A 14669-nucleotide genomic window follows, 5' to 3' on the forward strand; every position below is an offset into this window, starting at 1 on the left:
CCGCGTGAGCTCAGGAGCGAGGGGACAAGGGTGTTCTCCTGCCAAGACAGAAAAAGATCGTGAAGTCATATACTTGCAAGAATCCTGGGCCGAAAACTCAGGAAACTCCACAAAGACGGGGTCGGTACGGCGAGGCATACAGGGATCATCATACCGTGTGATAACAGCCCGGAAAGGGACGAAACTCGTTCTTGACAAAGTCGGCTCGTTGATGGATATTTAATGGCCTATCGTCCCCGGTTTCTATTCCCGCAAAGGGCAGACCAGCGAGCAGGACGGTGGAAAGCGCGCGGTTGCAGCCCGTGCCGGCCGGGGGAAAGGTCGAAGGCCATAGAGGGGCGGGCAGATGGAGTTTCCCAGGATGATCAGGATCAGACAGAGGCTCGACGCCTCTGTGTTGAATGACATTCCTCAGGAGATCGCTTCCCAGGCAAAGGGACTCGGCTTGGAAAAGAGAGTCAGACCCGGACAGAGCGTCGCGGTCGCCTGCGGGAGCCGCGGGATCGCCAACTACGACACCATCGTTCTTGCCACTGTTCGTACCCTGCAGCAAGCGGGCCTCGAGCCTTTTATCGTTCCTGCCATGGGCAGCCACGGAGCCGCCACGGCTGAAGGGCAGAAAAGGGTCCTGGAACACTCGGGGATTTCAGAGGAGAAGATGGGTGTCCCCATCCGCTCCTCCCTCGAAACGGTTCGGCTCGGAGAGACCGAAGACGGTATCCCGGTCCTGATCGACAGGCCTGCCTCAGAAGCCGACTATGTGGTTCCCGTGAACCGTGTCAAGTCCCACACGGATTTCACATACGAGATCGAGAGTGGGCTGATGAAAATGATGGCCATCGGACTGGGTAAACGTAAAGGGGCTGCCGCTTACCACAGGGCCGTTTTCAACTATGGATACTCCCGAGTCATCCTGACAGTGGCCAGGAAGGTCCTGGAAAGCGGAAGGATCCTTTTCGGCGTCGGGATCGTCGAAAACGGCTATTGCCAGACTGCCGTGGTGCGGCTGTTCAGCCCAGAGGAATTGGAAGAGGGTGAGAAGGCCCTCTTGAAACAGTCAAAGGCGCTGGAACCCCACCTCCCCTTTGAAGAAGTGGATATCCTCGTCATCGACCTAATGGGGAAAGATATCAGCGGCGCTGGGATAGATACCAAGATCGTGGGAAGAATCCTGGCCCCCCTGCTGGCCGAAGAGCCGGAGATCCCGAGAATCAAGAGGATTATTGTCCGTGATCTGACAGACGATTCCGACGGAAATGCCGCTGGCATAGGACTCGCCGACTTTGTGACCCAAAAGCTGGTGGACAAAGTCGACAGGGAAGCCACCTACATCAATTCCCTAGTCGCGGGAGTACCAGAGCATGCGAAGATACCCCTTACTGTGTTGAGCGACAGGGAAGCCCTCGAGGCTGCCGCGTCGACAATCGGTATGGTCGCTCCCCGAGATTTGAGAATAATCCGGATCAAGAGCACCAAACACCTCGAGGAACTGGATGTCTCGGAGTCTTACGGGCCCGAGGTGTCCGGACGGGCTGACCTCGAGGTCGTCCTTCCGGCCCAGCCCCTGGTCTTTGATGAGAATGGTAACCTCGGACCCTTTGACTGAATTCAAAAGGCGGAAAGAAAGGAGAGCTTATCGCATGAGTCGGGTCACTATAAGTGCTGTGAAAGGACGAGAGATCATCGACTGTCGCGGTTTTCCCACGGTTCAGGTGGAGGTCTGGTGCGGGGATCGGTTGATGGGCCGGGCCGACGTGCCTGCAGGCCGCTCCACGGGGACTCACGAGGCCCACGAGCTTCGGGACGGCGACCCCGACCGTTACGGAGGGCTGGGAGTCAGGAAGGCGGTGGCCCGGGTGAACGAAGAGATCGGTCCTGCCCTGGTGGGCTGGGACGTGACAGACCAGAGGCGAATCGACATGGCCATGGTAGAAATGGACGGAACTCCCAACAAGGGACGCCTGGGAGCCAACGCGGTCCTGGGAGTCTCCCTTGCCGTAGCACGAGCGGCGGCCCATGCATGTGGGGTCTCTCTGTACCGCTATCTGAACCCCAACGGGCACGTCCTCCCCGTGCCTTTCATGAACCTCCTGAATGGAGGCAAACTAACCTCCAACTATCTGGAGATCCAGGAGTTCATCATGATTCCCGTGGGAGCCGGCTCTTTTGGAGAGGCTCTTGAGATGACCACCACGGTCAACGGGATCCTGAGAGACCTGGTAGTGGAGAAATACGGCATTCTCGCCGTCAACACCGGAGATGAAGGGGGATTCGCTACCCCCATGCGGGGCGTCTACGAACCCCTCGAGTTTCTATCCAGGGCGGTTGAGAAGGCCGGCTATGCCGACGACGTGCTCTATGCCATGGACTGTGCAAGCACACACTGGTATGACAGGGAAAAGGGGGTCTACGAACTGGATGGGAAGACCTACGACCGAGACGCACTGATCGGACTTTACAGGGACCTGAAGGAGAAATTCCCCATCGCCTCCCTTGAAGATCCCTTGCATGAAGAAGATTTCGAGGGTTATGCCCAGATCACCCGGGAGCTGGATATCCAGATAATCGGCGACGATCTGTTTGTCACTAATCTGGACCGTCTCAGGGAGGGGGTTCGGAGGGGAGCAGCCAATGCCCTGCTCTTCAAGGTGAACCAGGTCGGTACCCTTTCAGAGGCCCTGGACGCCGCCGAATTCGCCTATCGCCATAACTACGGGGTCCAGGTCTCAGAGCGCTCGGGCGAGACCGAAGACCCCATCATCGCAGATCTGGTGGTGGCCCTTAACAGCGGACAGATCAAAACCGGGGCGCCGGTCAGAGGGGAGAGAACCTCCAAGTACAACCGGCTCCTCCAGATCGAAGAGGAGTTGGGCGGTACAGCCGTCTATGCGGGCAGAAACTTCACGAGACCCGTTTGAGAGTGGTTTTCCCAGGGAGCTCCTCGCGGCACGCACCAATGCTTCCTACTTCCGCGAGAGGACAATCTCCCTTTCGTATTCTTCGACGATCGAGTGCATGGCCTCTGCCGCACCCTTCGGCAAGTCCCTGGGCTGGTGCTTCTTGAGAATAGACATCGCCTTTTCATAGGCCTGCTCTGTCAGGTCCCTGCCACCGGCGGCGAGCCAGACCTCTCGGGTATTCCGATCGAAGAGGCGGCTCTTGGATATCTCTCCCATGTGATCATAGGTATGATCGTGAGTCATGAATTCCCCGCCCGGTCCTACCTGGTCGATCACGTCCAGGGCCATGGACTCATCGCTCACCTCTATCCCCCTGGTTACCCTGGCGACCATCCCCATGAACTCCACATCCATCACGAGTTTGGCAAAGTCGAAGGTGAGCAGTTGATCCAACGCCCCTGCCCCGAAGATGATATTTGCTCCGGCCAGGGCCGCCGTGAGTGTACTGAGAGCAGTCTCATAGGCTGCCTGGGCATCCGGGATCTTGCTGTCCGACATTGCTCCCCCCACCAGACAGGGGAGGCGATAGTACTGGGCCAGTTGGGCTGTTCCGGCCGCAACCAGTGACAGTTCCGGAGCTCCCACAGCCCCTATTCCGGTGCTCAGGTCCATGATGGTACTCGTGTTTTCGTAAGTACAGGGTGTACCCCTGGCCGTAAGTTGGGCCAGCATCAGCGCACCCAGTGCCTCCGCATTGGTTGTTACAAGGGTTCCTGCCAGGGTGGCCGTCGAGGTGGCACCTGCCAATGCCATGGGAATGATCCCCAGGCCAACGCCCTGTCTAGCCGCCTCGATGACGACTTCGCAGCAGTCCTGGAGGAGGGAGAGGGGGCTCGTGGGGCAGACATTGGCGGTGAAGATCGGCCGTCTCTTGAAACGGGCAGGGCCGCCTACGCATGCCGCTGCGAGTTCCACCATTTTTTTCAGATTTCTGGCCGTGTCTGCACCGATCAGTACGTGTTTCGAGGTATTGGCAAGGATAATCTCGAACACGTGGACGGGATATACCTCAGGAGGCACATCAGAGGCTATGCATGGTCTATTGAAGACCCCGATCTCATCCAGGGCGTCAGAGACCCGGGCGATCTCGCCGCAGTCCTTCTTCAGGGCCCCTCTCCGCTCCCGCGTCATGAGATCGATCACATTGACGCACCCTCCTCCGGTTGTCAGGCTCACCCGCCTGGGTTCAACCACAAAATCGTCGTCAGGACTCCTGCCGTGGTAGACCACGGTACTCGGAGCCCAACCGATGCAATCCTCCACCACATAAGGCGGAATGCGAACCACCCCGTAACCGTCGAACCGCTCCACCGAGGCGCCTGAACCATGGAAAATCTCCACGGCTTCCTCGTGTCCCACCTTGAGCCCTGTGTGCTGGAGCACCTGTAGGGTTGCATAGTGAATAGAATCGAGTTGGTCCCGCGAGAGCCCGTTCAGCCCGAAACCCGACGCGACTTCCATACCTGTCTTTACATTCCTTCTGGCCATTTGTCTACCCTCAACAATTGTACGCTCTTAGAAAAAAACCACCAAGCACCAAAGCCTGCTTCTCACTTCTCGGCGGAGATACTATAGAGCCCCACGGGCTTTTGTGTCAAGGGAAGGCTCCAGTAGCGAGTCTTGGACTGCTGCAAGGAGAAGTTGACGGTTTAATGCTTTTCTGCTATACAGGAGGGGCGGGAGGAAAGGAGGAGAACCATGGAGCGGACCGAATATCAGATTCTCAGAGCCCTCGACAGACAGCCCGCTTCGTTCTGGGAAATCGTCCGCTCCCAGGATTCCACCCTGTCGGAGGTGACCGAGACACTCCGCTCCATGCTGTCCGGAGGAAAGCTCTCCTTTGACCCCGGAACCAGAAGGTTTGCTCTGGAGAATCCCACAGACCTCACGCCTGTAGGCAACGGGCTCTGCCCCACCTGCCAGGGCAGAGGATTCATCCTTCCGGACCCCTTCGGGCGTGCCCTGGAGCGCTTCAGGGAACTCACAAGGGACCGCCCTCCGCCGCTTTTCGAATACAACCAGGGCATCATCGACTCCAAGGATCTCGCCCTAAAATCGGTGGTCATGTATATCCGGGGCGACCTGGAGAAACGGTCGATCCTCCTCGTGGGTGACGATGACCTCTTCAGCATCTTTCTGGCCCTGCTCGATCTTTCATCCAACCTGACGGTCCTCGAAATCGACGGCCGTCTGATAGACTATATCAACCGCAAGGCCGAACAGACGGGCCTTGCCGTCAACGCCCTGCAATACGACGTGAAAACCCCTCTTCCGCCGCGGCTCTCCGGAACCTACAACGCCTTTGTCACCGAGCCCCCCGAAGGGCTGAAAGGAATGCTCCTCTTCCTGGAAAGAGCGATCGAGAGCCTGGCCCCGAGGGGAGCCGGATACTTCGGGCTCACCACCCTGGAGTCTTCTCTGCCCAAGTGGCTTGCGATCCAGAAATTCCTTGTGGAAAGACAAATGGCCATTACTGACCTTCTCAGAAACTTCAGCCTCTACCCGGAGGCCCTGGACCCCATCGACAACTACGACCAGTTCCCCCTTTCACGGGAGTTCCCCGTGGATCCCGGTCCTCCTGACGTGGACTATTTCAGATCGGCGCTGATTCGGATCGAAAAGACCGCTGCCGGAACGATCGAGCAAGAAAGCGCGCTCTACACGGATCAGGACACCCTGGTCACGGTCGATCCGGGAGACAAGGGATGAAGGCCCCCTGCAAGGGTACAGGCAAACATATACGAACGCCTGTTGGTGAATTCAAACGTTTGGCGGACAGGGTGTTCGTGAAGCACGGATCGGAGGAGCGGGTCTTCTGTTCACCCATGTCAGCGGAGGGAAAAGACGAATGGACAGAAGAAGAGTGCCTATGGTGCCGAATTGGAAATCCTCGATGCCCTTGGTCTATGGTGACACGCCATCGTTCCTCGGCTGTCCGGTAGTTAGCTCGGCTATGGTGAAAAACGAATTTGATGTGATGTTTGCAGGGGTGCCCTGGGAGGGGACCGTTACCTGGGGCACCTTTTCTGGGTGTGAACTCGCACCACGCACGATCCGCCATGCATCCGCTCGTTACGGGGGGTTCCTGCCCGAGCACGAAATCGACCTGTTCGACTACTTGAAGATCGGTGATCTCGGGGATCTCGCGGTGAACCCGGGCGATCCGGAGGTAACAATGCGCTCCGTTTTCGATAAGGCCTCAGAGATTTACGGGTGCAACAGCATTCCCTTCATGTTCGGAGGCGACCATTCCTACACCCCCGAAATCGTGCGGGCCCTCGCTGAAAACGTGGACGGGAAAATCGGTATCGTCCATTTTGATGCACACTTTGACAATTCGGCCAGTTTCGGTGCGGACAATTTTCCAAGATGCGGGCCCCTGTACAGGATTGCAAAGATCGAAGGGGTGCGAAAAGAAAGCATCGTTCATATCGGCATTCGGGGGCCCCGAAATTCGGCGGCCGGGTTGGAATTTGCCCGCGAGATCGGTGCTACGGTGTACACCACCCGGCGCATGAGAAGCCTCGGAATCGAAGCTTCGATAGACGAGGCCATCGCCATCGCGAAGAAGGATGTCCAGCATCTCTACGTGACCGTGTGCAGCGACGTAATCGATGCCGCTTACAATCCCGGGGGGCCACCCGACTTCGATGGACTCGTCCCCCATGAGTTGTTCGGGGCCCTTTACAAACTGGGAGAGCACGGCATAGCCGGTTTTGACTATGTCGAGGTATATCCGCTCCAAGATCCTAAATCCCTCTCATCCCACCTGGCCGCATGGGCGATGATCTATACCCTGGCAGGATTGGCCTCGAGAAAGAGAGCGGGATTCGACCTGCGAAGCGTATCCTGAGCAGAGGGGAAAATGCCGAGAGAAAGAGGCGTGATCCCCTCTTTGTACTTCAGCAGCGTGGGACTCACTCTTTCTGCTTGATTACCACGGTCATTTCGCCTCTTAGGGCTTCTGCCAACCTCTTGGCGTCATCCTCGGACCCGACTATCTTTCCATAGTGCATGGGCACCACGATCTTGGGCTTGATGGCCCGGACCGCCTCGATTGCCTCATCCACATCCATGACATAGATCCCCGAAACCGGAATCAGGGCGATGTCCACATCGAGATCCTTCATCTCCGGAATGAAGTCTGTATCGCCGGCATGGTAGATCTTGACACCATCCATCTCCACCACAAAGCCCAACCACTGGTTGGATTTTGGGTGAAAGGCTTTGTCCGTGTTGTAGGCTGCCACTCCTGTCACTCGGACCCCAGCCACATCTATGCTTTGCCCGGGCTTCAGGACCCGCACGTCCCCGGAAAGCTTCCCGGCCGCGACCGGCTCGGTCACAACAACGGTCTCTCTCTTTGAGATCTTCTCCACGTCATCCGGCGAGCAGTGGTCGAAATGCTCATGGCTGATGCAGATCAGATCAGCCTTTGGACCGTCACTGACCTCCCAGGGATCGAAATAGACAACTCTGGAGCCTGTGACATAGAAACCGTCATGACCCAACCAATGGATGTTTTCGATCATCTTCTCAGCCATGACAATACCCCCCCCTCTGGAATCGGCCCCTGTCGGACCTGCCAGTTTCACGGTATTTTACCATTGTGTCGGGGTTTTTTCGACGAAAAAGAGAACTCCCATTCCCCAGCATCCGCCCTCCTGTCCCTTGAATGCAACTTTTTGAAAATTTTGTCAATTCCCGATCCTCACGGCCGCCGCGGTCCAACGCCGGGCAAGAAGGACTTCCGCTCTGCTTCCTTGAAGAAGGACCGGCCGAGCCAAGCTTGACAACCCCCTGCTCGGGTCTGTAAGTTGTCCACGTGTCCACGTCCCGATCCGACAGGTATCCGGCAGGGGGGATGAGCCGGATTCATGGTAGCAATCAAAGACCGCTCTTTCTGACTTCTTTGCCTTGCAGGAAGGAGAAACCATGACCAGTGTGAATCCTCAGATCTTCAGAGAGTATGATATCAGGGGAGTCGTGGGGGAGGACCTCACGCCGGAAGTCGTACGCCTTTTGGGCAGGGCTTTCGGGACCTACATGGTGGAGAGGGGCGGGAAGGATCTCGTGGTGGGAAGAGACTGCCGCCTCAGCTCAGAGGATTTTCGAGACGCTCTGGTGGAAGGCATTCTCTCAACGGGATGCAGTGTAACGGACATCGGCGTCTGTCCCACTCCGGTCTACTACTTCTCCCTCTTTCATCTCAAGAAAGAAGGGGGAATGATGATCACGGCCAGTCACAACCCGCCTGAGTTCAACGGGTTTAAGGTCTCTGTGGGAAACCAGACGATTTTCGGAGAGGAACTCCAGAATCTGAGACGCCGCCTCGAGAGGGGCGGCTTTGCCCGGGGACGGGGTATGCTTTCCGCCTCTGAAATCATAGAGCCGTACATGGAGTGCATAAGGAACGACATCTCCCTTGCCCGGCCCGTCAAGGTGGTTGTGGATGGGGGGAACGGAACCGCAGGCCCAATTGTCACGAGCCTTCTGAAAAGCCTGGGATGCCAGGTGGTGGAGCTGTATTGCGAAATGGACGGCCGGTTCCCCCATCACCACCCAGACCCCACGGTCCCGGAATTCCTGAAGGACCTGATTGCCAGGGTGGCACGAGAGAAGGCCGAGGTGGGGCTCGCCTATGACGGAGACGGCGATCGCCTTGGTGTGATCGACAGAGGGGGTGAAATCATCTGGGGAGACCGGCTTCTCATCCTCTTTGCCAGGGAAATCCTTAAGAGTCGTCCTGGAGCGGTCATCATCTCGGAGGTGAAGGCTTCCCAAACTCTCTATGACGACATCAGCCGCCACGGCGGAAAGCCTCTCATGTGGAAGACCGGGCACTCGCTGATAAAGCAAAAGATGAAAGAAACAGCCGCCCTCCTGGCCGGAGAGATGAGCGGCCATCTATTCTTTGCGGATCGCTACTTCGGATACGACGACGCCATCTATGCCTCCTGCAGGCTCTTGGAGATACTTGCCAGATACGACAAGGGCGTACTCGATCTCATAGCCGACGTGCCCAGAACCGAATCCACCCCCGAGATCAGGATCCCGTGTCCCGAAGAGAAGAAGTTCCGGATCGTGGAGGGGATTCGAGACCACTTCTCTCGAGATCACGAGGTCATCGACATCGACGGCGCCCGTATAGTCTTCCGGGACGGCTGGGGGCTGGTTCGAGCATCCAACACGGGCCCCATCCTGGTGCTGAGGTTCGAAGCCAGGGACGTCAAGAGTCTTGAGGCCATCCGGGAAGAGGTGGAATCAAGGGTCGAGCGCCTCCTCGCGGAAACCTGATCGCCTCTGAGACTGATAGGTTTCTTCCAACTGCCCCTTCCGACGGACGACGCAAAGGGGAAGGGTCCTTTCTTTGTCACATCACCGGCAGTGAATTGTTCCGGAACAATGAGATATGATCAAGGGAGAGTATGATCGATTTGGCTCAGCGGCAAAGAGCCCCACAACCCGCAGGGGCGGGAAGGTTTTCTGGCGAACGGTAGAAGCGAGGGGGATCTTTTCGATGAGCACTGCAGAGGAGGATGACCATGAACAGAGTGCTCTACATCCAGGCATCACCCCGGATCGACCGGTCCCATTCGATCTCCGTGGCCGATGCCTTTATCAGGGCTTACAGGGAAGCCAATCCAAAGGACGAGGTTACAACAGTGAACCTTTTCCAAAAAGAGCTGCCCCCCTTCGACGGCCTTGCAATCCAGGCAAAGTACGCGATTCTCCACGGGGAAAAGCGTACGCCCGAGGAACTGGCGGCGTGGAAAGGGGTCGAGTCACTCATCGAGGAATTCAACTCCGCAGACAAATACGTAATGGCCGTCCCCATGTGGAATTTCGGCATCCCATACAGGCTCAAACATTACTTCGACCTTATCGTTCAACCGGGGTACACCTTTTCCTACACACCGGAGGAGGGTTACAAGGGCCTTGTAACGGGCAGACCCGTCTTCATCGCTTATTCCCGGGGCGGCGAGTATCCTCCCGGTACCGAGTTCGAGCCCTTAGACCTTCAGAAGAGATACCTCGAGCTTATCCTAGGGTTCATCGGGTTCGGTGATATCCAGTCCCTGGTCATCGAACCCACTCTCATGGGCGGTCCTGAGGTGGCGAGATCAAGAAGGCGTGCAGCCATGGAGCAGGCCAAAGAGATGGCCGGAGCATTTTAGCCCAGACGGATGGGGAAACAGCTGATTTCAACGGCAGGCTCTCTCTGAACCGGCTCAGCAAGCCTCACAAGAGGGAGATCATACGGCATAGGTCCTGTGCTCAAAAGGCTGGCGATCAAGGGCTTCCCGGAAACCCCGCGGCCTCTGGGAAGCCCTCAGAAATCAGTACACAGAACGGACCCAGCCCGTGTTCTTGTCTACCAGGAGCCTGTCCACCAGGGATCCGTCCTTGGTCACGATATCCGCCTCAAAGACGTCACCCCTGTCTTCTATCTTCCCCACCTTGAGATTCGGGTTTCTCAGGGAATCCAGATGGTTCTTTAGAATACCCTCTGCATCGCTCTTGCCCATGGGTTTCTGATACTCCCCGTATGGGGGACCGTACTGGGGCCCGTATTGAGGACCATAGCCACGACCCATCATCCCAGGGCCCATCCCATAGCCTCCCATCGGACAGCCCCAACCGCCGTAACCTCCCCAACCCCTGGGGCCGTGAGCCTGGGCGTTCTGGATGAGAACGAGTCCCGCTACGATAGCTATCCCCAACAGAGCAACGAGAAAAATCCTCTTCTTCATGGTCTTCTACCTCCTTTGATTGGTCTTGACTCTATCCTAGACCGCCCATGTAAAGAACCCATGAAGAAGATATGAAGATAGTATGAAGACCTATCTCTCACTCCCGGGGCTGCCCTCCCCGGGGAACCCCGAGGCTCTTCTTCTTGTCTTGTGGACAGAGAGGCAGCCTGACTGTAAACTCCGTCCCCCGGTTCGGATGGCTTTTCACCTCTATTCTCCCGCCATGCACTTGGGCAAGCTCCCTCGCGATGGTGAGGCCGATACCCGACCCCCTGGCAGCCCTGTCCCCCCCGTTCTTCCCTCTGAAGAAACGTTCGAAGATGAAGGGGATATCCTTCTCGGGTATCCCAACACCCGTGTCTCTCACGAGAATCCGGACCTCACCGCCTTGCTCTTCCAGTGCGACTTCGACCCGTCCCCCTCTGGGGGTGAATTTCAGAGCATTGGAAAGGAGATTGCCGATGACCTGTGAGATCTTGTCCCCGTCAAGACAAGCGCACAGTGATGAATCGGGGAGAGATCTCGTCAGCCTCACCCCTTTCTCCAGGAAAAGGGGATCAAACTGGCCGGTTATCCTCTCAACCAGGACTCCAAGGTCTGTCTCCTTTCGCTTGAGGGTAAGACTACTTGCCTCTGCCCGGGTGAGTTCCTCCAGGCTGCCCACCAATCGTCCCAGGCGGAGTATCTCCTCATGGACGGAGTTCAGATTCTCGGAAGTGGGAGCTAGAACCCCGTCGAGGAGGGCTTCGATATGGGTCTGAAGATTGGCGAGGGGGGTCCTCAGCTCGTGAGCAAGCTCACCCGTGAGCCTCTTTCGAAATTCCTCCTGTCTTTCCAGGGACTCAGCCAGGTGATTGAAGGCTCCCGCCAGTTGGCTTATCTCGTCTCTTCCCACGGGCTTTACCCTCTGGGAAAGATCACCCTCCCTGAGGCGCCTGGCCGCCTCGGTCAGCCCATGGATGGGCCGGGAGAGGCGCCTGGCCATGCCGAGGCTCATGAGCAGGGCGATCCCTCCTGACACAAAGACAACCCCCCAGAGCCATCGGTTCACCGTGGCCCGGAACGATCGGTCCTGCATCGAGAATATCCCTTCGCCGCCGGTTGGGCCGATCAGAGCCGTTCCAACGCGTCTGCCCCCTGCAAGGACCGGTATTGTCCTTTTTCCTTCTCTTGCGGCCGGCGGTCCTGGTACACCGGGGGACGGGGCCCTCGAAGGAGAGCCTTCCTGAACCCGCCTCCCCTGGTTCCACCCCCAGCCACAGATCATGGCCATCCTCTTCATTCTGCTTTGAGCGTCCTGTCCCATGCCTCGCATGGAGTCCCAACAGTCGGCGACCCGCCTGCCCTCCGAATCGAGAACCACGATCTCCCTGCCTGACATCATCCCGAGGCCCAGCACGTCCCGGATCCGCCGGGGGTTCCACCTTCCATCCCTCTCGTAGATCGACCCGAGGAGTATGGCTATCTGGTCGTCTCTCAGCCTTTGGGTCTCCTCCACATAGGCCTGGAACTCCCTCGAAAGGGCGGAATTGAAGAGAAAAGCGGCCAGGCCCACGGCCAAGACGGCGACCGCCAGATAGCTCAGAGCGAGCTTAGTCCAAAGAGTCCCTCTCATCCTCCCCGCCTCCAAACTTGTATCCCACGCCAAAGACCGTCAGGATGTACCTGGGGGCCTTTGGATCCTCCTCGATCTTTTGGCGCAGATTCTTCACATGTACGTCTATTGTCCGCTCATACCCCTCATAGTCGTATCCCTGGACCTTGCTGACGAGCTCCGATCGCGTGTAGACCCGTCCCGGATAACGCGCCAGGGCGAGAAGGAGTCTAAACTCGTTGGGTGTAAGGGACAAGAGATTACCACCAAGCGAGACCCGGTGTCTTGCCGCATCGATCAGAAGTTTCCCCCGATCAAAGGAGATGATGTCGCGCTGCGGTTCGCGTTCAGCCTTGGCCCTCCTCAGAATAGCTCTGACCCTGGCCACGAGCTCCCTCGGGCTGAAGGGCTTGGTCAGATAGTCGTCTGCCCCTATGGCCAGGCCCCTGATCTTGTCCTCCTCTTCTGCCTTGGCCGTGAGCATGAGGATCGGCGTGTCCCGCCGCTCCCTGATCATTCTGCAGACCTCCTCGCCCGGCATGTCAGGCAGCCTCAGATCGAGGACGATCAAGTCGAGGGCCTTTTGCTCTACCAATTCCAGGGCTCTTCTTCCTGTTGGCGCAGTAACGACCTGGAACCCCTCTTTTTCCAGATAGGCACTCACTACCCGGATGATTTTCGGCTCGTCATCGACAACGAGAATTCTTGCATGTGCCATCTTCCAATCTTCCTGGCCCTCCTCACCGCCCTTGACACGCACGCGGCGGAGCCTAGAATTGAGGTATGGGGACTTGCCGGTATTGCGGTAAAAGCGCCAGAACGATTTCCGACGTGATCGGTTTTTGCTCCGGTTGCATAAGAGACCATTTCCCGGAGGTCTGGCCGGAGATCAAGACGGTTCATGACAGCAGCCGCCGCACCTTCGGACTTCCACAAGATCCTCCTCGCCGCACAGACGGGCTTACCTGCCCGCTTTGCATGCACGGTTGCCGGATCCCGGAGGGCGAGACGGGCTTCTGCGGTCTCCGTAGGGTAAAGGACGGCCGCATACGAGGCGGAAGACCCCGTGAGGGAAGTCTCTCCTACTACCTCGATCCCCTTCCCACCAACTGCGTGGCATCGTTTGTCTGTCCGGCAGGAACGGGCCGCGGCTACCCCGTCTTTGCCGTGGCGAAAGGGCCTGAATACGGCCGCAGGAACCTGGCGGTCTTCTATCATGCCTGTTCCTTCAACTGCCTCTACTGCCAGAACTACCACTTCAAAGAACAGACGGCTCTGCCATACAGGGTCACAGCAGATGAGCTTGCCCGTGCAGCTGACAAAAGGACAACCTGCATCTGCTATTTCGGAGGCGACCCCACACCGCAAATCCTCCACGCCCTAAAAACCGCAAGGCTCGCACTGAACCGGCACTCCAACAGAATCCTCAGAATATGCTGGGAGACAAACGGGAGCGCGAACGACCCGTATCTCCGCATGATGGCAGGTCTATCCCTTCGCTCCGGCGGATGCATCAAGATCGATCTCAAGGCCTGGGACGAGGGGATCCATTACGCCCTGTGTGGGGTCACCAACAGAAAGACCCTAGAGAATTTTAGGACACTCTCCCGGATGATTTCAACGAGGCCCGAGCCCCCCTTCCTGGTTGCCAGCACACTGCTCGTCCCCGGATATGTGGACCAGGAGGAGGTCGCCCCTCTGGCCCGCTATATCGCGGGGTTGAACCCCGACATACCTTACAGCCTCCTCGCCTTCTATCCCCACTTCTATCTCAAAGACCTGCCGGTCACCTCTAGAACACATGCCTTGAGATGCAAAGAGGCCGCCGAGGGTCAGGGTCTCCGCAATGTCCATATAGGCAATGTCCATTTACTCGGGCAGGACTATCCATAATATCTCCGGTCCCGAATCCCAGGCTGCTCCTGCTATAAGAGGCGTAGTTTTTGTGGTTTCGAAACAACGGGTCAACTCTCGTTTTGACCCTTATTGGACAAAGCCCAAACCCTCAAACTGCCGCCTTTCTCCACATGACACTGGAAGCTCTCATTCCACAGCTTTGTGTGTGACCAGCCTGCAGGCCATAGAAGTTGTACCCGGGTTCGATGGTCCTGCCAAGGGCCCGGGCCAAAGCCGACAGGAACTCGCACGAATGGAGAAGCCCGCCACAGCGCGCCTAGTAAGTTGCCTGAGAACCTACGTCCCCTTCTTTTTTTTGACAAAAAGAGGGCCAGACCGTTTTCTTTTTGGGGGGGTCTGGCCCGTGGAGGAGGAGGAAGAGGAAGAAGAGATCTATTGTGAGGCGATGACGAGGTCTCTTGCCTCGACAAGCTCGCCGTTGATGAGTATCTCGACCGTCCAGTT

The 14669-nt window shown here is 57.5% G+C and carries 12 protein-coding genes; 7 read left to right on the top strand and 5 right to left on the bottom strand.

What is annotated here, in order from left to right; all coding sequences use genetic code 11:
• Positions 1 to 361: 361 nt before the first annotated feature.
• Positions 362 to 1606 (top strand): DUF2088 domain-containing protein, encoded by a 1245-nt coding sequence (locus JRJ26_18615; protein ID MBW2059508.1) that lies wholly within the window; start codon positions 362 to 364, stop codon positions 1604 to 1606.
• Between the two features lie 34 nt (positions 1607 to 1640).
• Complete coding sequence (gene eno / locus JRJ26_18620; GenBank protein ID MBW2059509.1) at positions 1641 to 2918, top strand: phosphopyruvate hydratase; 1278 nt, start codon at positions 1641 to 1643, stop codon at positions 2916 to 2918.
• Positions 2919 to 2963: 45 nt separating this feature from the next.
• On the opposite strand, the gene JRJ26_18625 is transcribed toward eno, so the two are convergent.
• Positions 2964 to 4448, bottom strand: coding sequence for a trimethylamine methyltransferase family protein (locus JRJ26_18625; GenBank protein MBW2059510.1), 1485 nt, complete (start codon positions 4446 to 4448; stop codon positions 2964 to 2966).
• Between the two features lie 210 nt (positions 4449 to 4658).
• On the opposite strand from JRJ26_18625, the gene JRJ26_18630 reads away from it, so the two are divergent.
• Together JRJ26_18630 and JRJ26_18635 are read left to right on the top strand one after the other, a co-directional pair.
• Positions 4659 to 5669, top strand: a complete 1011-nt coding sequence (locus JRJ26_18630; GenBank protein MBW2059511.1) for a bis-aminopropyl spermidine synthase family protein — start codon at positions 4659 to 4661, stop codon at positions 5667 to 5669.
• Positions 5670 to 5808: 139 nt separating this feature from the next.
• Complete coding sequence (locus tag JRJ26_18635) at positions 5809 to 6813, top strand: agmatinase family protein (GenBank protein MBW2059512.1); 1005 nt, start codon at positions 5809 to 5811, stop codon at positions 6811 to 6813.
• A 64-nt stretch (positions 6814 to 6877) separates the two neighbouring features.
• Here JRJ26_18635 and JRJ26_18640 read toward each other — a convergent pair whose 3' ends face one another.
• Complete coding sequence (locus JRJ26_18640) at positions 6878 to 7504, bottom strand: MBL fold metallo-hydrolase (protein MBW2059513.1); 627 nt, start codon at positions 7502 to 7504, stop codon at positions 6878 to 6880.
• Positions 7505 to 7895: 391 nt separating this feature from the next.
• On the opposite strand from JRJ26_18640, the gene JRJ26_18645 reads away from it, so the two are divergent.
• Both JRJ26_18645 and JRJ26_18650 read left to right on the top strand, forming a co-directional pair.
• Positions 7896 to 9257, top strand: a complete 1362-nt coding sequence (locus JRJ26_18645; GenBank protein MBW2059514.1) for a phosphomannomutase/phosphoglucomutase — start codon at positions 7896 to 7898, stop codon at positions 9255 to 9257.
• Between the two features lie 248 nt (positions 9258 to 9505).
• Positions 9506 to 10138 (top strand): NAD(P)H-dependent oxidoreductase, encoded by a 633-nt coding sequence (locus JRJ26_18650; protein MBW2059515.1) that lies wholly within the window; start codon positions 9506 to 9508, stop codon positions 10136 to 10138.
• A 162-nt stretch (positions 10139 to 10300) separates the two neighbouring features.
• On the opposite strand, the gene JRJ26_18655 is transcribed toward JRJ26_18650, so the two are convergent.
• From JRJ26_18655 to JRJ26_18665, 3 genes are all read right to left on the bottom strand, one after another.
• A complete protein-coding gene (locus JRJ26_18655) occupies positions 10301 to 10714 on the bottom strand; it encodes a hypothetical protein (protein MBW2059516.1) in 414 nt (137 codons plus the stop codon).
• Positions 10715 to 10811: 97 nt separating this feature from the next.
• A complete protein-coding gene (locus JRJ26_18660; GenBank protein MBW2059517.1) occupies positions 10812 to 12329 on the bottom strand; it encodes a HAMP domain-containing protein in 1518 nt (505 codons plus the stop codon).
• Complete coding sequence (locus JRJ26_18665; GenBank protein MBW2059518.1) at positions 12307 to 13026, bottom strand: response regulator transcription factor; 720 nt, start codon at positions 13024 to 13026, stop codon at positions 12307 to 12309. Before JRJ26_18665 ends, JRJ26_18660 begins: the two co-directional genes overlap by 23 nt.
• A 65-nt stretch (positions 13027 to 13091) precedes the next feature.
• Between JRJ26_18665 and JRJ26_18670 the strand changes: the two genes are divergently transcribed.
• Positions 13092 to 14201 (top strand): radical SAM protein, encoded by a 1110-nt coding sequence (locus JRJ26_18670; protein MBW2059519.1) that lies wholly within the window; start codon positions 13092 to 13094, stop codon positions 14199 to 14201.
• The last annotated feature ends 468 nt before the right edge of the window (positions 14202 to 14669 follow it).

The sequence above is a fragment of the Deltaproteobacteria bacterium genome, from assembly GCA_019308905.1.
GTDB lineage: Bacteria > Desulfobacterota > BSN033 > WVXP01 > WVXP01 > JAFDHF01.

Excerpts from the sequence above, each read along its gene's own strand:
- JRJ26_18635 (MBW2059512.1), top strand. The coding sequence starts at position 5,809 with ATGGACAGAAGAAGAGTGCCTATGGTGCCGAATTGGAAATCCTCGATG.
- JRJ26_18650 (MBW2059515.1), top strand. The coding sequence starts at position 9,506 with ATGAACAGAGTGCTCTACATCCAGGCATCACCCCGGATCGACCGGTCC.
- JRJ26_18615 (MBW2059508.1), top strand. The coding sequence starts at position 362 with ATGATCAGGATCAGACAGAGGCTCGACGCCTCTGTGTTGAATGACATT.
- JRJ26_18655 (MBW2059516.1), bottom strand. The coding sequence starts at position 10,714 with ATGAAGAAGAGGATTTTTCTCGTTGCTCTGTTGGGGATAGCTATCGTA.
- JRJ26_18660 (MBW2059517.1), bottom strand. The coding sequence starts at position 12,329 with ATGAGAGGGACTCTTTGGACTAAGCTCGCTCTGAGCTATCTGGCGGTC.
- JRJ26_18645 (MBW2059514.1), top strand. The coding sequence starts at position 7,896 with ATGACCAGTGTGAATCCTCAGATCTTCAGAGAGTATGATATCAGGGGA.
- JRJ26_18640 (MBW2059513.1), bottom strand. The coding sequence starts at position 7,504 with ATGGCTGAGAAGATGATCGAAAACATCCATTGGTTGGGTCATGACGGT.
- JRJ26_18630 (MBW2059511.1), top strand. The coding sequence starts at position 4,659 with ATGGAGCGGACCGAATATCAGATTCTCAGAGCCCTCGACAGACAGCCC.
- JRJ26_18625 (MBW2059510.1), bottom strand. The coding sequence starts at position 4,448 with ATGGCCAGAAGGAATGTAAAGACAGGTATGGAAGTCGCGTCGGGTTTC.
- eno (MBW2059509.1), top strand. The coding sequence starts at position 1,641 with ATGAGTCGGGTCACTATAAGTGCTGTGAAAGGACGAGAGATCATCGAC.
- JRJ26_18670 (MBW2059519.1), top strand. The coding sequence starts at position 13,092 with ATGGGGACTTGCCGGTATTGCGGTAAAAGCGCCAGAACGATTTCCGAC.
- JRJ26_18665 (MBW2059518.1), bottom strand. The coding sequence starts at position 13,026 with ATGGCACATGCAAGAATTCTCGTTGTCGATGACGAGCCGAAAATCATC.